Annotated in this window: 19 protein-coding genes; 11 read left to right on the forward strand and 8 right to left on the reverse strand. The window is 73.0% G+C overall.

Features of this window, described 5'->3' with window-relative positions:
- The first annotated feature begins 16 nt into the window (after positions 1-16).
- The 11 genes from pyrG (at position 17) to QSK30_RS32310 (ending at position 9963) form a co-directional block, all read left to right on the forward strand.
- On the forward strand, positions 17-1714 hold the full coding sequence (pyrG, locus tag QSK30_RS32260) for a CTP synthase (protein WP_285508750.1): 1698 nt from the start codon (positions 17-19) through the stop codon (positions 1712-1714).
- On the forward strand, positions 1711-2337 hold the full coding sequence (locus QSK30_RS32265; protein WP_285508752.1) for an NUDIX domain-containing protein: 627 nt from the start codon (positions 1711-1713) through the stop codon (positions 2335-2337). The genes pyrG and QSK30_RS32265 overlap by 4 nt, the downstream gene beginning before the upstream one ends.
- Positions 2338-2501: 164 nt before the next feature.
- Positions 2502-3437: a site-specific tyrosine recombinase XerD gene (gene xerD, locus QSK30_RS32270; RefSeq protein ID WP_285508754.1), complete on the forward strand. Its 936-nt coding sequence runs from the start codon at positions 2502-2504 to the stop codon at positions 3435-3437.
- Between the two features lie 10 nt (positions 3438-3447).
- Positions 3448-4461, forward strand: coding sequence for a Gfo/Idh/MocA family protein (locus QSK30_RS32275; RefSeq protein ID WP_285508756.1), 1014 nt, complete (start codon positions 3448-3450; stop codon positions 4459-4461).
- Positions 4462-4506: 45 nt separating this feature from the next.
- The gene (locus QSK30_RS32280) at positions 4507-4821 is read left to right on the forward strand and encodes an ArsR/SmtB family transcription factor (protein ID WP_285508758.1); all 315 of its coding nucleotides are present in this window, start codon (positions 4507-4509) and stop codon (positions 4819-4821) included.
- An 89-nt stretch (positions 4822-4910) separates the two neighbouring features.
- The gene (locus QSK30_RS32285; protein ID WP_285508760.1) at positions 4911-5837 is read left to right on the forward strand and encodes a ParA family protein; all 927 of its coding nucleotides are present in this window, start codon (positions 4911-4913) and stop codon (positions 5835-5837) included.
- Positions 5771-6088, forward strand: coding sequence for a hypothetical protein (locus QSK30_RS32290; protein WP_285508808.1), 318 nt, complete (start codon positions 5771-5773; stop codon positions 6086-6088). Before QSK30_RS32285 ends, QSK30_RS32290 begins: the two co-directional genes overlap by 67 nt.
- Positions 6089-6234: 146 nt before the next feature.
- Positions 6235-7008, forward strand: coding sequence for a segregation and condensation protein A (locus tag QSK30_RS32295; protein ID WP_502871922.1), 774 nt, complete (start codon positions 6235-6237; stop codon positions 7006-7008).
- Between the two features lie 106 nt (positions 7009-7114).
- Positions 7115-7936, forward strand: coding sequence for an SMC-Scp complex subunit ScpB (gene scpB, locus QSK30_RS32300; RefSeq protein WP_285508762.1), 822 nt, complete (start codon positions 7115-7117; stop codon positions 7934-7936).
- A complete protein-coding gene (locus tag QSK30_RS32305) occupies positions 7929-8666 on the forward strand; it encodes a pseudouridine synthase (RefSeq protein WP_285508763.1) in 738 nt (245 codons plus the stop codon). Before scpB ends, QSK30_RS32305 begins: the two co-directional genes overlap by 8 nt.
- Before the next feature lie 67 nt (positions 8667-8733).
- On the forward strand, positions 8734-9963 hold the full coding sequence (locus QSK30_RS32310; protein WP_285508764.1) for a DUF1015 family protein: 1230 nt from the start codon (positions 8734-8736) through the stop codon (positions 9961-9963).
- Positions 9964-10169: 206 nt separating this feature from the next.
- On the opposite strand, the gene QSK30_RS32315 is transcribed toward QSK30_RS32310, so the two are convergent.
- The 8 genes from QSK30_RS32315 to QSK30_RS32350 all read right to left on the reverse strand — a co-directional run bounded on the left by QSK30_RS32315 (position 10170) and on the right by QSK30_RS32350 (position 17145).
- The gene (locus QSK30_RS32315; RefSeq protein WP_285508766.1) at positions 10170-11345 is read right to left on the reverse strand and encodes a cation:proton antiporter; all 1176 of its coding nucleotides are present in this window, start codon (positions 11343-11345) and stop codon (positions 10170-10172) included.
- A gap of 3 nt (positions 11346-11348) precedes the next feature.
- Positions 11349-11822: a cation:proton antiporter regulatory subunit gene (locus tag QSK30_RS32320; RefSeq protein WP_285508768.1), complete on the reverse strand. Its 474-nt coding sequence runs from the start codon at positions 11820-11822 to the stop codon at positions 11349-11351.
- Between the two features lie 67 nt (positions 11823-11889).
- Positions 11890-12423 carry a DUF4240 domain-containing protein gene (locus tag QSK30_RS32325; protein ID WP_285508769.1) on the reverse strand — a complete coding sequence of 178 codons (534 nt, stop codon included), beginning with the start codon at positions 12421-12423 and terminating at the stop codon, positions 11890-11892.
- A 125-nt stretch (positions 12424-12548) separates the two neighbouring features.
- Positions 12549-13661 carry an acyl-CoA dehydrogenase family protein gene (locus QSK30_RS32330; RefSeq protein WP_285508771.1) on the reverse strand — a complete coding sequence of 371 codons (1113 nt, stop codon included), beginning with the start codon at positions 13659-13661 and terminating at the stop codon, positions 12549-12551.
- Positions 13645-14121: a RidA family protein gene (locus tag QSK30_RS32335; RefSeq protein WP_285508773.1), complete on the reverse strand. Its 477-nt coding sequence runs from the start codon at positions 14119-14121 to the stop codon at positions 13645-13647. Before QSK30_RS32335 ends, QSK30_RS32330 begins: the two co-directional genes overlap by 17 nt.
- Positions 14118-14936 carry an enoyl-CoA hydratase family protein gene (locus tag QSK30_RS32340; protein WP_285508774.1) on the reverse strand — a complete coding sequence of 273 codons (819 nt, stop codon included), beginning with the start codon at positions 14934-14936 and terminating at the stop codon, positions 14118-14120. Before QSK30_RS32340 ends, QSK30_RS32335 begins: the two co-directional genes overlap by 4 nt.
- A complete protein-coding gene (locus QSK30_RS32345; RefSeq protein WP_285508775.1) occupies positions 14933-15619 on the reverse strand; it encodes an SDR family NAD(P)-dependent oxidoreductase in 687 nt (228 codons plus the stop codon). The genes QSK30_RS32340 and QSK30_RS32345 overlap by 4 nt, the downstream gene beginning before the upstream one ends.
- On the reverse strand, positions 15616-17145 hold the full coding sequence (locus QSK30_RS32350; protein WP_352231657.1) for a benzoate-CoA ligase family protein: 1530 nt from the start codon (positions 17143-17145) through the stop codon (positions 15616-15618). The genes QSK30_RS32345 and QSK30_RS32350 overlap by 4 nt, the downstream gene beginning before the upstream one ends.
- Positions 17146-17167: the final 22 nt, after the last annotated feature.

Consider the following 17167-nt stretch of genomic DNA (forward strand, 5'->3'; position numbering starts at 1 on the left):
CACGGGAGCCTCGTTGGTGCAGCACGCTCGGACGACCAAGCACGTCTTCGTCACCGGAGGCGTCGCCTCCTCGCTGGGCAAGGGGCTCACCGCGTCCAGCCTCGGCCAGTTGCTCACCTCGCGTGGGCTCCGGGTCACCATGCAGAAGCTCGACCCGTACCTCAACGTGGACCCGGGCACGATGAACCCGTTCCAGCACGGCGAGGTGTTCGTCACCGAGGACGGCGCCGAGACCGACCTGGACATCGGTCACTACGAGCGCTTCCTCGACCGCAGCCTGTCCGGCTCGGCGAACGTGACCACCGGTCAGGTCTACTCGACGGTGATCGCCAAGGAGCGGCGCGGGGAGTACCTGGGCGACACGGTCCAGGTGATCCCGCACATCACCGACGAGATCAAGGCCCGGATCCGGGCGATGGCCGAGCCCGACGACACCGGCCGCGCGCCGGACGTGGTGATCACCGAGGTCGGCGGCACGGTCGGCGACATCGAGTCGCTGCCGTTCCTGGAGGCCGCCCGCCAGGTCCGCCACGACGTCGGCCGGGACAACGTGTTCTTCCTGCACGTCTCGCTGGTGCCCTACCTGGCGCCCTCCGGCGAGCTCAAGACCAAGCCGACCCAGCACTCGGTCGCCGCGCTGCGCAACATCGGCATCCAGCCCGACGCGATCGTCTGCCGCGCCGACCGGGAGATCCCGGACGGGCTCAAGCGCAAGATCGCGCTGATGTGCGATGTGGACACCGAGGCCGTGGTGGCCGCCCCGGACGCGCCGTCCATCTACGACATCCCGCGGGTGCTGCACGGCGAGGGCCTCGACGCCTACGTGGTGCGCAGGCTCGGGCTGCCGTTCCGCGACGTGGACTGGACGGTGTGGGGCAACCTGCTCGACCGGGTGCACAAGCCCAAGGAGACGGTGCGGATCGCGCTGGTCGGCAAGTACGTCGACCTGCCCGACGCCTACCTCTCGGTCACCGAGGCGCTGCGCGCGGGTGGTTTCGCCAACCGGGCCAAGGTCGAGGTCGTCTGGGTGCCCTCGGACGCCTGCGAGACCCCGACCGGGGCGGCTGCGGCGCTGTCCGGCGTGGACGGTGTGCTGATCCCCGGCGGGTTCGGCGTCCGCGGCATCGAGGGCAAGATCGGCGCGATCACGCACGCCCGCACGCACCGGATCCCGACCCTGGGGCTGTGCCTGGGCCTGCAGTGCATGGTGATCGAGACCGCCCGAGCGCTGGCGGGCATCGCCGACGCCGACTCCGCGGAGTTCGACGAGGCCACCGCGCACCCGGTGATCAGCACCATGGCCGACCAGCAGGACGTGGTCGCCGGTGAGCGCGACATGGGCGGCACCATGCGACTGGGCTCCTACCCGGCGACGCTGGCCGCCGGGTCGGTCGTGGCCGGTGTGTACGGCGAGCGCGAGGTCACCGAGCGGCACCGGCACCGCTACGAGGTCAACAACACCTACCGCGAGCAGCTGAGCGCGGCCGGTGTGGTGTTCTCCGGCACCTCGCCGGACGGTCGGCTGGTCGAGTTCGTCGAGCTGCCCGCCGACGTGCACCCGTTCTTCGTCGGCACCCAGGCACACCCCGAGCTCAAGAGCCGCCCGACCCGCCCGCACCCGCTCTTCGCCGGGTTCGTCCGCGCGGCGGTCGCCTACCTGCAGGCCGAGCGGCTGCCGGTCGACCTCGACGAGCCCGTGGCGGTGCAGGCGTGAGCGAGCCGGGTCGGCACTCCTTCGACGTGGTGTCCTCCCGGGACATCCACGTGGGCCGGATCCTGGCGCTGCGCCTGGACGAGGTCCGCATGCCCGGCGGTGGCACGGCGAACCGCGAGGTGGTCGAGCACCTCGGCGCGGTGGCCGTGGTGGCGCTCGACGACGACGGTGCGCTGGTGCTGATCCACCAGTACCGCCACCCGGTCGGGGAGCGGCTGTGGGAGCTGCCCGCCGGGCTGATCGACCACGCGGGCGAGGACCCCCTCGACGCCGCGCGGCGGGAGCTGGCCGAGGAGGTCGGGCTCGCGGCGCAGGACTGGTCGGTGCTGGTCGACGTGGCGGTGTCCCCGGGGTTCACCGACGAGGCGCTGCGGGTCTACCTCGCCACCGGGCTGTCCACTGTGGAGCGTTCGGAGGTCGGCGAGGAGGAGGCCGACCTGGTCGCGCGGCGGGTTCCGCTGGCCGAGGCCGTCCGGATGGCGCTCGGCGGTGAGATCGTCAACGCCGCGGCCGTGGCGGGCGTGCTCGCCGCGTACGCGGTCGACTCCGGCGCCGCACCGGCTCGGCGGGTGGACGCGCCCTGGGATGGGCGGCCGAGGGCGTTCGAGGCGCGCCGGGTCTGAGCGGCGCGGTCGGGACGTGGATCTGCGGTGTGCTCGGGCTCCTCGAGTACCGGACCGGTAGCTGTCCGTGGCCCGGTGGTCGGCAGGGTCGGGCTCGTCGGCACCACGAATTGTGGTAGGCGCGCTTGGGTGATCGCGTGGGTGTGCACGGCTAGGCTGCCCGCGTGGTCACCAGCGCGAACCAGCCGATCGAGGCTGTGCTGCGCACCTACCTCGACCACCTCGCCGTCGAGCGCGGCACCGCGGCCAACACCCTCGACGGCTATGCCCGCGACCTGCGCCGCTACCTCGACCACCTGGCCGCCGAGGGTGTCCCCGACCTGACCCTGGTGGGGGAGCGGCACGTCTCGGCGTTCCTGGCCGGGCTGCGCGAGGGCGACGACGACCACCCGCCGCTGGCCGCGTCGTCCGCGGCGCGGGCCCTGGTGGCGGTGCGCGGGCTGCACCGGTTCGCCGTCCTGGAGGGGCTGGTGGAGCACGACGTCGCTCGTGCGGTGAAGCCGCCGACGCCGCCGCGCAGGCTGCCGAAGGCGCTGCCGGTGACCGACGTGCTGCGGCTGCTCGACACCCCGCTCGGTGACGACCCGGGCAGTCTGCGCGACCGCGCGCTGCTGGAGGTGCTCTACTCGACCGGCGCCCGGATCTCCGAGGTCGTCGGGCTCGACATCGACGACATCGATGCGGTGGAGCGCACCGTCCTGCTCGACGGCAAGGGCGGCAAGCAGCGGCTCGTGCCGATCGGCCGTCCCGCGCTGGCGGCCGTCGACGCGTATCTCGTGCGTGCCCGGCCCGGGCTCGCCACCCGTGGGCGCGGCACGCCCGCGGTGTTCCTCAACCTGCGCGGTGGGCGGCTGTCGCGGCAGAGCGCGTGGAACGTCCTCAAGGTCGCCGCTGAGCAGGCCGGTATCCGTACCGCGGTGTCTCCGCACACGCTGCGCCACTCCTTCGCCACCCACCTGCTTGAGGGCGGCGCGGATGTGCGTGTTGTGCAAGAGCTCTTGGGACACGCGTCGGTGACCACGACGCAGATCTACACCCTGGTCACGGTGACCACCTTGCGCGAGGTCTACGCGACCGCGCACCCCCGCGCGCTGGGTTAGTGTCGGAGGCGTGCCAACGCCTCTTGATCCCACTCGCCCGGTCCGCTGGGGCATTCTCGGTGCGGGCGGTATTGCCGCTGTGGTCGGCGCGGACATTGCCGCCTCGCCCGATAGCACTGTCGTCGCGGTAGGCGCGCGGGACGCTGGACGCGCGCGCGTCCTCGCGGATTCCCTTGGTGCGCCACGCTCTTACGGCTCTTACGCCGAACTCGTCGCCGACACCGACGTGGACGTGGTCTACATCGCGACCACGCACGCCCAACACCACGAGCACGCGTTGCTGGCCATCGAAGCGGGTAAGCACGTGTTGGTCGAGAAGGCGTTCACCCTTACCGCTTGGGAGGCGCGGGAGGTCGTCGAGGCGGCGTCCGCGCGGGACGTGTTCTGCATGGAGGCCATGTGGATGCGCGCGAACCCACTGGTGCGCCGTGGGTTGGAGATCGCGGCCAGCGGTGCGATCGGCCGCGTCATCGGGGTGACGGCCGAGCACGGCCAACGGTTCCCGTTCGACCCGGCGCACCGGCTCTTCGACCTCGCCGCGGGCGGTGGCGCGCTGCTCGACCTCGGGGTGTACTCGGCCACCTTCGCCTGGATCTTCCTCGGCGCGCCCGACGGTGTGGCCACCACAGGTGAGCTCTCGCCCACCGGGTCGGACTCGACCACGGTGATGCAGTGGTCCTACGCCGACGGGCGCTTCGCCCACGCGTGGTGCACCACCGAGTCCGCCACGCCGTGCACCGCGCTGGTGGCGGGCACCGCGGGGACGCTGTCGTTCGGCACCCCGTTCTACCGGCCGGACACGCTGGTCGTGCGCACCGCCGCGGGCTCCGAGACGCTGGTCGACGAGCTCGGCGGCAACGGTTACGGTCCGCAGGTGGCCGAGGTGGAGCGGTGCCTGCGGCTGGGTCTGGCGGAGAGCCCGTTGGTGCCGCTGGGCGACACCGTGGCGATCATGGCGCTGCTGGACGGCGCCCGGTCGGCTGTCGGTGTGCGGTATCCGGCTGACAATCGCGGAGTCAACTGATTTTCCCGCGGCCGGTGGCCTAACCTGGTCGGCCGGAGGTGCGCGATGGTCGAGGTGGACGAGCCCGACGCCCACAGATTGGTGCTGCCGGAGGTGCTGCACGCGTTCAGCGACCCGACCCGCCTGGCGGTGGTGGCCCAGCTGGCCGACGCGGGTGAGCTCTCCTGCGGCAACCTCGACGTCTCGGTGGCCAAGTCGACGCTCTCGCAACACCTGCGGGTGCTGCGCGAGGCCGGGGTCACCCACACGAGGCGGGACGGCAACCAGCGCTGGCTCTCCATCCGCCGCGCGGACCTCGACGGGCGCTTCCCCGGCCTGCTCGACTCGGTGCTCGGCGCGGTCGTGCGGGTGGACAGCTGAGGTCTTGACGGCGAGCCGCGTTGGTGCTTGACCGGTACCCGCTTACGCTGCGCGTGTCAGGAACGCAGGCGACAAGGAGCTAGATCGCCATGTCGACACTTCCGCACGGGGGTGCCGTGGAGCTGAGCATCGCCCCACGGGCCGCCACCGACGCCGACGACGACGGGCCAGAGGACGTCGGTGGTACCGGGATCGGCCCGACCGGGCGGCCGAGACGGCACATCCCCGAGCCCTCGCTGATCGAGCACCACGGCCCCGCGCGGGTCCTGGCGATGTGCAACCAGAAGGGCGGGGTGGGCAAGACCACCTCGACGATAAACCTGGGCGCCGCGCTCACCGAGTTCGGCCGCCGGGTGCTGCTGGTCGACTTCGACCCGCAGGGCGCGCTGTCGGTGGGCCTGGGGATCCCGGCCCACCAGCTCGAGCGCACCATCTACAACGTGCTCATCGAGCGCTCAGTCGGCATCCGCGACGTGGTGCTGCGCACCTGCGTGGAGAACATGGACCTGCTGCCCAGCAACATCGACCTGTCCGCCGCCGAGGTGCAGCTGGTCTCCGAGGTCGGCCGCGAGCACTCGCTGCTGCGCACGATCCGGCCGGTGCTCGACGAGTACGACTTCATCCTGGTCGACTGCCAGCCCTCGCTGGGCCTGCTGACCGTCAACGCCCTCGCCGCCGCCGACGGCGTGCTGATCCCGCTGGAGTGCGAGTTCTTCAGCCTGCGCGGGGTGGCGCTGCTGATCGACACCATCGAGAAGGTCCGCGAGCGGCTCAACCCGAAGCTGGAGATCACCGGCATCCTGGCCACCATGTTCGACCCGCGCACCCTGCACTCGCGCGAGGTGATGGCCCGGGTGGTCGAGGCGTTCTCCGACATCGTGTTCGACACCGTGATCAACCGCACCGTGCGCTTCCCGGAGACCACCGTGGCGGGCGAGCCGATCACCACCTGGGCGCCGCGCTCGGCGGGGGCCAAGGCCTACCGCCAGCTCGCCCGCGAGGTGATCGCCCGGTGACCCACCCGCTCGACCCGGTCCCCGGCGGCACGCCCCGCCAGAAGCACAGCTCGAAGATCACCGTCTACGTCTCCGACGCCGAACTGCTCGCCCTCGAGCAGGCCCGCATCGACCTGCGCGCGGGCTACGGGGTCGCGGTCGACCGCGGCCGGGTGGTGCGCGAGGCCGTCGCGGTGGTGCTCGCCGACCTCGCCGAGCACGGCGCCGACTCGGTCCTGGTGCGCAGGCTGCGCCCGGACGGGACCCAGTGACCGCGGTGACCGACCCAGCACCGCCCGCCGAGCCCACCCCGGTCGAGCCCGCCGGTTCCGTGGGCGAGTCCACCGCGCCGTCCGGGCAGGCCGCCGGGTCGGGTCAGCCGTCGGCCGGGTCCGCCGCGGTCAGCGGCAAGTTCACCGTGCGGCTGTCGAACTTCGAGGGCCCGTTCGACCTGCTGCTGCAGCTGATCTCCCAGCACCAGATGGACGTCACCGAGGTGGCGCTGCACCGGGTCACCGACGACTTCATCGCGCACATCCGCTCGCTCGGCGACGACTGGAGCCTCGACGAGACCACCGAGTTCCTGGTCGTGGCGGCGACCCTGCTCGACCTCAAGGCGGCCCGGCTGCTGCCGCAGGGCGACGTCGAGGACGAGGACGACCTGGCCCTGCTGGAGGCGCGCGACCTGCTCTTCGCCCGGCTGCTGCAGTACCGGGCCTACAAGCAGGTGGCCGCGCTGTTCGCCGAGCTTGAGGCGAGCACGCTGCGCCGCTACCCGCGGTCGGTGGCCCTGGAGGACCGCTTCCAGCAGCTGCTGCCCGAGGTGATGCTCGGCGTCGACCCGGCCCGCTTCGCCAAGATCGCGGCGACGGTGTTCACCCCCAAACCGCCGCCGTCGGTGTCGCTGGACCACCTGCACATGGGCCGGGTCTCGGTCCGCGAGACCGCCGCGCTGCTGCGCGCCCGGCTGGCGGCGGTGGGCACCGCGACCTTCGCCGAGCTGGTCGCCGACTGCGAGCACACGATCGAGATCGTCGCCAGGTTCCTCGCCCTGCTCGAGCTCTACCGCGAGGCGACTGTCCTGTTCGAACAGGAGGACCCGCTCGGCGAGCTCCGGGTGGAGTGGACCGGCGGGCCGGTGGACGACGTCGCGGCCGCACCGGTCGGGACCGAGGACGAGGACTACGGCTGACCTCCCGCGGGTGGTGTCACTCGAATGGGTTGTGGACAACGATTTTGGCTTACCCGGCCGGTGCTGGGATGGTGTGCGTGCAACGGACGGAGAGGTGATTCGCCAGATGGATGTCGAGCCCGAGGACGGGGCGCGCGCGGCCGACGCCGTGGCCGCGCCGGCCGCTGAGCCGGTTGCCGAGGCCGCTGCCGTTGAGCCCGCCGCCGTGCCGCCGGTCGACGACTCGCCTGGTGGAGATCCCGCGGCCGGTGACGTACCCGCTCCTGAGTTGTCGGGGCCCGGGTCGGTCACCGACGTCGCTGAGGACGCCGACGCCGAGCCCACCGAGGACCAGGCGCCGGACTCGCCCGCTGATCTCGTCGCAGCCGGGTCCGCTTTCCCCGACCTGACCGACGACGCCGACCTGGACTCCGCCCTCGAGGCCGTGCTGCTCGTGGTCGACTCGCCCGCCGAGGAGGAGTTGTTGGCGACCGCGGTCGACCAGGGGGTCCGGCGGGTGCGCGAGGCGCTGCGGCGGATGGCCGCGCGCTACACCGAGCAGGGCAGCGGGATCGACCTGCGCCGGGTCGGTGTTGGGTGGCGGTTCTACACCCGCGACCGGTTCGCCCCGGTGGTGGAGAAGCTCCTGCTCGACGGGCAGCGGGCCAAGCTCACCCGGGCCGCGCTGGAGACCCTGGCCGTGATCGCCTACCGCCAGCCGGTCACCCGCTCGCGGGTCGCGGCGGTGCGGGGCGTGAACGTCGACGGGGTCATCCGTACCCTCGTGGTGCGCGGGCTGATCGAGGAGACCGGCACCGACGCCGAGACGGGTGGGATCCTGTACCGGACCACCGAGTTGTTCCTGGAGCGGTTGGGGCTCTCCTCCCTGGAGGACCTGCCCGCGATCGCTCCTCTGCTGCCAGAAGTGGATGCGATAGACGATGTCTGAAAGTCCCGAGGGCGTACGCCTGCAGAAGGTCCTCTCCAACGCGGGAGTGGCCTCGCGGCGGGCCGCCGAAGACCTGATCGATCAGGGCCGGGTGAGCGTCGACGGCAAGGTCGTGCGCGAGCAGGGCAGGCGGGTCGACCCGGACAACGTCGTCATCCACGTCGACGGGGTGCGCGTGGTGGTCCGCGACGACCGCCTCTACCTGGCGTTCAACAAGCCGCGCGGGGTGCACAGCACGATGGAGGACGACCGCGGCAGGCCGTGCGTCGGCGACTACCTGCGCGGGCGCAACGAGCGGCTCTTCCACGTCGGGCGGCTCGACGCCGACACCGAGGGCCTGCTGCTGTTCACCAACGACGGCGACCTGGCCCACCGGCTGATGCACCCGTCGTTCCAGGTGCTCAAGACCTACCTGGCCGAGGTGCCCGGGCCGGTCGCGCGCGACGTGGGCAAGCGGCTGCGCGACGGGGTGACGCTCGAGGACGGTCCGGCCCAGGTCGACTCGTTCCGGCTGGTGGACAACCACGCGGGCAAGGCGCTGGTCGAGGTGGTGCTGCACGAGGGCCGCAAGCACATCGTGCGGCGGCTGCTCGACGCGGTCGGCCACCCGGTGATCAGCCTGGTGCGCACCCAGATCGGCGAGGTCCGGCTGGGCAACCAGCGCCCCGGCTCGATGCGCGCGCTGAGCAGGCCCGAGGTCGGCGGGCTCTACACCGCGGTCGGTCTCTAGCACGTCCGCGACACCTCGGTGGCGGCCGACTCACCGCCAGCTGATCATCGGGGGCACTATGACGGTCATGACCGCATGGATCCGCCCGATCAGGCGGGGTTGGATAGTCCGCGCCGAGGTGCCCGGACCGGACGTCGACGAGTTCGCCGACGCTTACCGGGTCAGCACGGCGCTCGCCCGGCCCGGTGCCGCGCGCGGCACGCTGCTGGCGGTCCAGCACCCGCACCGCACCCCGGCGGCCCTGGCCGAGGAGGCCACTGTCCTCGACGCGCTGCCGGGCGCGCGCCGGGCCCTGCGCGACCTGGAGCGCGCGGCGTACCAGCCGGTCGCCGACGTGGTGGCGCCCTACCGGGTGGACGGTCCGGACGGGTCGGCCACCGGGGTACTGTGCCTGGTGGACGTGGCCGCGGTCGGCGCCGACGGGCTGTCCTGGGTGCGCCACAGCGAGCAGGTCTACCCCGAGGTCGTCGCCGAGCGGGCGGCCGTCCTCACCGGACTCGGCTGCGCGACCAGCGCCGCCCTGCTGGTCCCGGTGGCCGGTGGTGAGCTGCTGACCGCGACGGTCGACCAGGCCATCACCGCCGCGGGCGCGCCGGTGGTGTCCACTGTGGACAGCAGTGGGCGCAGGCACCGGATGTGGCTGCTCGGACCGGGTCCGATCCGCGAGGCGGTGCTCGGCGTGGTCGCCGCCCAGCCGCTGATGGTCGCCGACGGCAACCACCGGGTCGCCGCGGCCGCGGCCGCCGACCTGGGTGGTCTGCTGGCGCTGGTGACCGCCGGACCGGGGCTGCGGGTCGGGCCGTACCACCGCGTGCTCACCGGCACCGGCCTCGACGCGGACGCCCTGGCGGCGGCGTGGCGCGGCATCGGGCTCACGGTCCACGACGCGCCCGCCGCCGGGCTGCCCGGCACGGCCGCGCCGGTGGCGTGGGCGGGTGGCTCCTCGGGGAACCACGGCGCGCCCGCGCCCACCGAGCCGGGCACCGTGGTGGTGCGCACCGCGACCCGCGACCTGGTCGTGGAGCTGCCGGACGCGCCGCCGTTGACCATCGACCACGCCGTGGTCGAGACGCTCCTGCTGCACGACGCGCTCGGGCTCGACCCCGAGGGCCCGCACGTGCGGACGCTGCCCGAGGGACGGGACCCGGGCCCGGACGTCGACGCGGTGCTGCTGCTGGCCCCGGTCCCGTTGGCCGACGTGCAGGCCGTGCACGCCGCGGGTGGGCGGATGCCGCGCAAGAGCACCTACTTCACGCCGAAACCGCGCAGCGGACTGCTCTTAGCCGACCTGGACTAGATCACCAACGGGCGCCCCTTCGGCGGCGTCTGGTGGCGGGGGCGGCTAGGCGCTGTTCGGTGAGTCTGTGCGTGGGATTCGTGATCCGCGTGGATCCTGGCCGTGCGGGTGGGAAGCCGTTCGTACCTGGTTGTGCTTGGGTTTTCCGTCCGTGCGGTCAGGGGCCGTGCGGCGCGGTCCGCGCGTGCCGGGCGACAGAACAGCGCCTAGACCGCCGGGCGGGTCTTGCGCTGGACGGCGCGGGCCACCGGCTCGACCACGCGGGCGGCGACCGGGCCGAGGATGGCCATCAGCAGCACGTACGCGGTGGCCAGCGCGGCGAGTTCGTCGGGGACCGCGCCCGTGCTGACCGCCAGCCCGGCGATCACGATGGAGAACTCGCCGCGGGCCACCAGGGCGGCGCCCGCGCGCGCCCGGCCGAGGCGGGAGATCCCCTGCCGCTTGGCCGCGAACCAGCCGGTGGCGATCTTGGTGACGGTGGTGACCACCGCCAGGCCGATCGCGAAGCCGAGCACCGGCGGGATGGTCTTGGGGTCGGTGTTCAGGCCGAACACCACGAAGAACATGGCCGCGAACAGGTCGCGCAGTGGTTCCAGCAGCTTGGTCGCGTTCTCCGCGGTGGAGCCGGAGATCGCGATGCCGAGCAGGAACGCGCCGACCGCGGCGGAGACTTGCAGCTGCGAGGCCACGCCCGCCACCAGCAGGGCCGCGCCGAGAACGCGCAGCAGGAAGACCTCGGGCTCCGGGCTGTCGACGATCATCGAGACGTAGCGGCCGAAGCGCAGCGCCACCAGCAGCACGACGGTGATCGCCAGCAGCGACACGCCGACCGCGGTGAGCCCGCCCAGCAGCGTCGCGCCCGCCAGCAGCGCGGTGAGGATCGGCAGGTAGACCGCCATCGCCAGGTCCTCGAACACCAGGATGGAGAGCACCACCGGGGTCTCCCGGTTGCCGAGCCTGCCCAGGTCGCCCAGGACCTTGGCGATGATGCCGGAGGAGGAGATGTAGGTGACCCCGGCCATCGCCAGCGCGCCGACCGGGCCCCAGCCCAGCAGCAGCGCGACCGCGGCGCCGGGCACCGCGTTCAGCACGATGTCGACCAGGCCCGCCAGCCAGGACCGGCGCAGGCCGGTGACCAGCTCGGCGGCGGAGTACTCCAGGCCGAGCAGCAGCAGGAGCAGGACGACGCCGATCTCCCCGGCGATGTCGGTGAAACCGTCGATGCCCTCCAGCGGGACCAGCCCGCCGGAGCCGAAGGCCAGGCCGCCGAGCAGGTAGAGCGGGATCGGGGACACGCCGATGCGCCAGGCGAGCCGCCCGAGCACGCCGAGGCCGAAGAAGACCGCGCCGAGCTCGATGAGCGAGATGGCTGAACCGTGCACGCGTCAGCCGCGGTCGAGCACGTCGGCGGCCAGGGCGAGGCCGTCGGTGGTGCCGACGGTGACCAGCATGTCACCGCCACCCAGGACGAAGTCCGGCCGCGGCGAGGGGTGCACGGTGCCCGCCCGCACGACCGCGACGACCGAGACCGCCGTGCGGGTGCGCAGCGCGGTGTCGCCGAGCGTGCGGCCGTCGAACGGGGAACCGGGGGCCAGCGGCAGCTGCCGGGTGTTGACCCCGGTGGCCTGCTCGCGCAGCTGGGCGACCAGGCTCGGCGCGCCCAGCAGGTTCGCCAGCGCGGCCGACTCCTCGACGGTGAGCGGGATGGACGCCGCGCACGAGTCCGGGTCGTCGGCCTTGGACACGATCAGGTCGAAGTGACCGTCCCGGTGGGTGATCACCCCGATCCGGCGACCCGAACGGGACTCGAAATCCTGGCGCGTGCCGATACCCGGCAGGGGCGTCACCTCGACGTTCACCACACAACCGTAACAAGTCGGGCGCCCCCGGGTGTTCCCGCGAGCCCGGGCGTTCGGCCCGGGGCGGTCACATCGCGGGCTGGGGCCGGGGCGCGGCGAACAGGGCGGTCAGCCGGGGCAGGTGCTTGGCGGTGTCGGCCGGCGGCCACGCCTGGGTGGGCGGCCTCAGCGTGGCCTCCGGCGGGGTGGGATCGGCGCCGGTGGTCTCGCGCTGGGCGTCCCGCGCCACCGAGTCCAGGGCGGCCCACTCCGGCCAGTCGGCCTCGGGGGTGGCCAGGGCCTGCACCTGGGGCAGCTCGGCGAGGGTGTCGGGGTCGGCGGTGACCCGGTCGAAGTCGGCGCGGCCCAGGGTGAGCAGCCAGAACTGGAAGTCGCGGAAGCCGCCCTCGGCGCACCAGCCGTCGCGGATCACGGTGGCCGCGGCCCACAGCGGCCAGGTGTTGGCGCGGGCCCGGGCGGCGGCGAGGTGGCGGGCGAAGTCGGCGGTCTGCGCGACCGGCAGGCGGGTCAGCTCCTCGGTGAGCCACTCCGCCCGCTCGGCCCGGTCGCCGGGCTGCTCGACGGCTCGGGCGAGCAGCTGCCAGAACGCCTCGTCAGTCATGGGTCCGATGGTCGCAAACGACACCGACAGTCAGCGGGCGGCAACAGGCAGCGGACACCGACAGCCGGGCGGGCGGGGGCATCGACCAAGGGGAGGGCGTCAGGTGGGGGCGGGAGTTCGGCGGGTCAGCGGAACAGGCTGCGGGCGATGATCTCCCGCTGTACCTCCGAGGCGCCCTCGTAGATCCGGGGCGCGCGGACCTCGCGGTAGAGGTGTTCGAGGAGGTGGCCGCGTTCGAGCGCCCGGGCGCCGTGCACCTGGATGGCGAGGTCGACCGCTACCTGGGCGGTCTCGGTGGCGAACAGCTTCGCCATCGCGGACAGGTGCCCGGTGCCGCCGCCGCTCTCGTCGTAGGACGCGGCGGCGTCGTGCACCAGCAGTCGGGCCGCGCGGAGTCGGGTGGCGACGTCGGCGAGTTGGTGGGACACGCCCTGGAACGCCGAGAGCGCGCGGCCGAACGCCTGCCGCCGCGCCGCGTGGGCGACGGCGGCGTCGAGCGCGGCCTGGGCCATCCCCACGGCGAACGCGCCCACGCTGGGCCGGAACATGTCGAGCGTGCGCATCGCCACGGCCCATCCCTGGTCGCGGTCGCCGAGGAGTTGGTCGGGGCCGACCCGGACCCCGTCGAACACCAGGCGACCGATGGGGTGTGGGGCGAGCAGTTCCAGGTGTTCGCCGCTGAGGCCGGGGGAGTCGCGCGGGACGGCGAACGCGGTGATGCCGCGCGACCCGGCGCCGGGGGTGGTGCGGGCGAAGACCGAGTAGACGTCGGCTTCGGGGGCGTGCGAGATGTAGGTCTTCTCGCCGGTGAGCACGAACCCGTCGCCGTCCGCTGTCGCGGCGAGGGCGAGCTGGGCGGCGTCGGACCCGGCCTCGGGCTCGGTGAGGGCGAACCCGACGGCGGCGGTTCCGGCCGCGATCCGGGGGATCCAGGTGTCCCTGGTCCGCGGTGTGCCGGACAGCAGGATCGGGTACGCGCCCAGGCCCTGCAGGGCGAACGCGGTCTCGGCCTCGGTGCAGTGCCGGGCCAGGGCTTCGCGGATGACGCACAGGTCGAGCGCCTTGAGTCCGCCGTCCGCGGGGAAGATCCGGCCGAGCAGCCCGTGTTCGGCCAGCGCCAAGAGCAGCTCGCGGTTGAGCCTGCCGGGGGTGCCGCGGCCTGCGACGTCCTGGAGTGGTCCTGCCGCAAGCGTTTCCGCGTGGTCGCGGAGCCGCTCGTGGTCAGCGGAGAGCTTCATCCGTGCTCCCCTCGGGGACTACCGCGGTGGCCAGGAGCTCGATCATGGCCTCGGTGTCGAACAGCTCGGTGATGCCGAAGAGCGCCACGGCCGGGTAGTGGCGCCCGAAGTGCTCGCGCCAGAGTGGGCCCAATTCCGGTAGTGCTGCCTTGTACGCGGCGACGTCGGTGACGTAGATCAGCAGGGACACCAGGTGGACCGGGGTCGCGCCCGCCGCCGCCAGCGCGGTGACGACGTTGCGGGCGGCCTGGTCGAACTGCTCGACCACGGTGGTACCCAGGATCGTGCCGTCGGGGCCCTGCGCGGTCTGACCGCCCAGGTGCACGGTGTGCCCCGGCGCGGCGACCACCGCGTGCGCGAAGCCGACCGGCGGCGCCAGGTCGGGCGCCGTCACGATCCGGTGCGGGGTCGGCTGTTCGGGGTTCACGCTGTCGGTGCTGTTGGTGCTGTTGGTGGTCACTGTCCACTCCAGACCGGGGCGACGCCGGAGCGCCAGGCGTTGTAGAACTCGGCGTGGTCGGCGGACTTCATCAGCAGCGCCTGGGTGATCGCCTCCAGCTCGATGGCCGAGCCGAGGTCCATGTCCTGCTCGCGGGTGAGCAGCACCTTCGTCGTGGAGTAGGCCAGCGCCGGGCCGTCGGCCAGCCTGCGGGCCAGCGCGGTGGTCGCGGCGGGCAGGTCGTCGACGATGGTGCCCAGGCCGATCCGCTCGGCGCGTTCGGCGGGGACCTTGTCGCCCAGGATCAACAGCTCCGTGGCCCGGCCCAGGCCGACCAGCCGGGGCAGCAGATAGGCCGAGCCCATGTCCGCGCCCGCCAGACCCACCTTGGTGAACAGGAACGCGAACGCGGCAGTCTTGGCCAGCAGCCGGAAGTCGCTGGCCAGCGCCAGGACCGAGCCCGCGCCCGCGGCGATCCCGTTGACCGCGGCGATCACCGGCAGCGGGCACTCGCGCAGCGCCTTGACCACCGCGCCGGTCATCCGGGTGAACTCCAGCAGTTGGGCGGGGGTGAACCCGCGCAGCTCGCCGATGATCTCCTCGACGTCGCCGCCGGAGCAGAAGCCCCGGCCCTCCCCGCGCAGCACCAGCACCTTGGCGTCACCGCGGTGCGGCAGCTCGGCGAGCAGGTCGCGCAGGTCGGCGTACGCCTCGAAGGTGAGCGCGTTGAGCTTGTCCGGCCGGTTCAGGGTCACCGTGGCGACCCCGTCGGCGACCTCGAAGCCGAAGTGCTCCCAGGTCGCGGTGAACCCCGGCGACGCCCGGAACGGACTCATTGGACTCCTCCTCCATCCAGCACGAGCGCCTGCCCGTTGATCGCCCCGGACGCCCCGGCGGCCAGGAAGGCCACCGCGTGCGCGACCTCGTCCGGTTCCAGCAGCCTGCCCAGTGGCGCCGCCGCGGCGAGCGCGGCCTCGGCCTGGGCGGCGTCGCGGCCGGTGCGGTCCATGATGCGGTGCACCGCGTCGGTCGTCATGTCGGTGCGCACGAACGCGGGGCACACGGCGTTCGAGGTGACCCCGGTGCCCGCCACCTCGGCGGCCACCGCGCGCATCAGGCCGATGGCGGCGTGCTTGGACGCGGTGTAGCCCGCCGTGTAGCGGTAGCCGACTCGGCCTGCGGTCGAGGCCACGGTGACGATCCGCCCGTGGTCGCGCTCGGCCATGCCGGGCAGTACCGCGCGGGTGCACAGGAAGGCACCCAACGCGTTCACGGCGAACTGCTCCTGCCACTGCGCGACACTGGTGCGCGCGAGTGGAGCGCTGGTGGACACGCCGGCGTTGTTGACCAGCACGTCCACCTGGCCCAGCTCGGCGAACAGCGCGGTGACGGCGGCCTCGTCGGTCACGTCGCCGTCGGCTCGGCCCAGCGCCACGACCTCGTCGCCATCGGCGCGCAGCCGGGCCGCGATCGCCGCGCCGATGCCGCGGGTGCCGCCGGTGACCACGACCCGCCTCACTGCGCCACGTCCAGGCCGCGCAGCGCGCGCCGGTCGAGCTTGCCGTTGGTGGTGCGCGGCAAGGTGTCGACGAACAGCACCCGCGCGGGGGTCTTGTGCGGGGAGAGATGTTGCCGCACATAGGTTCTCAGGTCGTCTTCGGTGACCTCGCCGGTGCGCACCACGAACGCGTGCGGCCGGATCAGCCCGTCGGTCTCGTGCCCGAGCACGGCGCACTCCAGCACGTCCGGGTGGCCCACCAGGCAGTGCTCGATCTCGCTGGGGGCGACCCAGATGCCGCTGACCTTGAGCAGGTCGTCGGCCCGCCCCCGGTACTGGAAAGCGCCGTCCGCGCGACTGACGAGATCTCCACTGTGGACAGTGTCGGCGCCCGGGAAGGTGGCCGCGGACTTGGCCGGGTCGCCGACGTACTCCAGGGCCGCGGTCGCGCCGCTGATCTCCAGCACGCCGGTCTCGCCGTCGCCCAGCTCGACGCCGTCGGGGTCGACCACGCGGGCGGTGTAGCCGGGCACGAGGGTGCCCATGCTGCCTACGCGCGCCTGGCCCGGGCGGTTGGAGATGTAGATGTGGTACGCCTCCGACGAGCCGATACCGTCGATGACCTCGACACCGAATGCGTTGTCCCACTTGCGGTGCAGCTCGGCGGGCAGCGCCTCACCGGCCGAGGTGCACAGCCGCAGGCAGCTCAGGTCCTGCTCGGCCGCGGAGGGGTGGGCGATCATCGCGGCCATCATCGTGGGCACGTTGACCAGCACCGTCGGGCGGTGCTCGGCGATCAGCGCGAAGATCCGCTCGGGCGTGCTGCGGTCGGCGAAGGCGATGCCCGCCGCGCCGACGCCGAACGGGAACAGCGCGGCGAGATCGCGGGCGTAGCCGAAGAACAGCTTGGGCACCGGGAGGACGATGTCGTCCTGGTCCACCCCGAGCACGCCGCGGGCGTACCAGTCGTGGCTGAGGACCGGGCTGCGGGCGGTGTGCGCGCAAGCTTTGGGCGCGCCGGTGGTGCCGGTGGTGAACTTCCACAGCACCACGTCGTCGCGGCGCGTCGGCGCGGCCTCGGCCTCGACCGGGGCTCGGGCGGCGAGCGCGTCCAAGTCGTGCTCACCGGGGCGCAGGTCCAGCCCGGCGGCGCCGGTGATCAGCAGCGTCCGGTCCCCGGTCCCGGCCTCGCGCAACCGGCCCAGGGTGAGCTGGTCGGCGATCACCGCGGCGGCGTCGGTGTAGCCGAGGAAGTATGCGTAGTCCTTGGCGGGCAGGAAGGTGTACACCTCTGCGGTGATCGCGCCGACTTTCTGCGCGGCGTACCAGGCGGCGACGAACCCCACTCCGTCGGCGAGCGCGAGCAGCACCCGGTCCCCTGGACGGACTCCCTTGTCCCGCAACACGTTCGCGTACCGGTTGGTCAGCTCGGCGAGCTGGCCGTAGGTGGTCGGGCCGATCGGGCCGAGCAGGGCTGTGCGGTTCGACCGGCCACGGTCGAGGTTGGCGTCGAGGAAGTAGGAGGCGAGGTTGAGCTGGTCGGGCAGGTCGTCGTAGCGCAGCACCGTG

The organism is Actinokineospora sp. NBRC 105648 (genome assembly GCF_030269645.1).
Classification (GTDB): Bacteria; Actinomycetota; Actinomycetes; order Mycobacteriales; family Pseudonocardiaceae; genus Actinokineospora.

Coding starts and splice junctions, on each gene's coding strand:
- QSK30_RS32280 (WP_285508758.1), top strand. CDS start 4,507: ATGGTCGAGGTGGACGAGCCCGACGCCCACAGATTGGTGCTGCCGGAG.
- QSK30_RS32285 (WP_285508760.1), top strand. CDS start 4,911: ATGTCGACACTTCCGCACGGGGGTGCCGTGGAGCTGAGCATCGCCCCA.
- scpB (WP_285508762.1), top strand. CDS start 7,115: ATGGATGTCGAGCCCGAGGACGGGGCGCGCGCGGCCGACGCCGTGGCC.
- QSK30_RS32305 (WP_285508763.1), top strand. CDS start 7,929: ATGTCTGAAAGTCCCGAGGGCGTACGCCTGCAGAAGGTCCTCTCCAAC.
- QSK30_RS32310 (WP_285508764.1), top strand. CDS start 8,734: ATGACCGCATGGATCCGCCCGATCAGGCGGGGTTGGATAGTCCGCGCC.
- QSK30_RS32325 (WP_285508769.1), bottom strand. CDS start 12,423: ATGACTGACGAGGCGTTCTGGCAGCTGCTCGCCCGAGCCGTCGAGCAG.
- QSK30_RS32330 (WP_285508771.1), bottom strand. CDS start 13,661: ATGAAGCTCTCCGCTGACCACGAGCGGCTCCGCGACCACGCGGAAACG.
- QSK30_RS32340 (WP_285508774.1), bottom strand. CDS start 14,936: ATGAGTCCGTTCCGGGCGTCGCCGGGGTTCACCGCGACCTGGGAGCAC.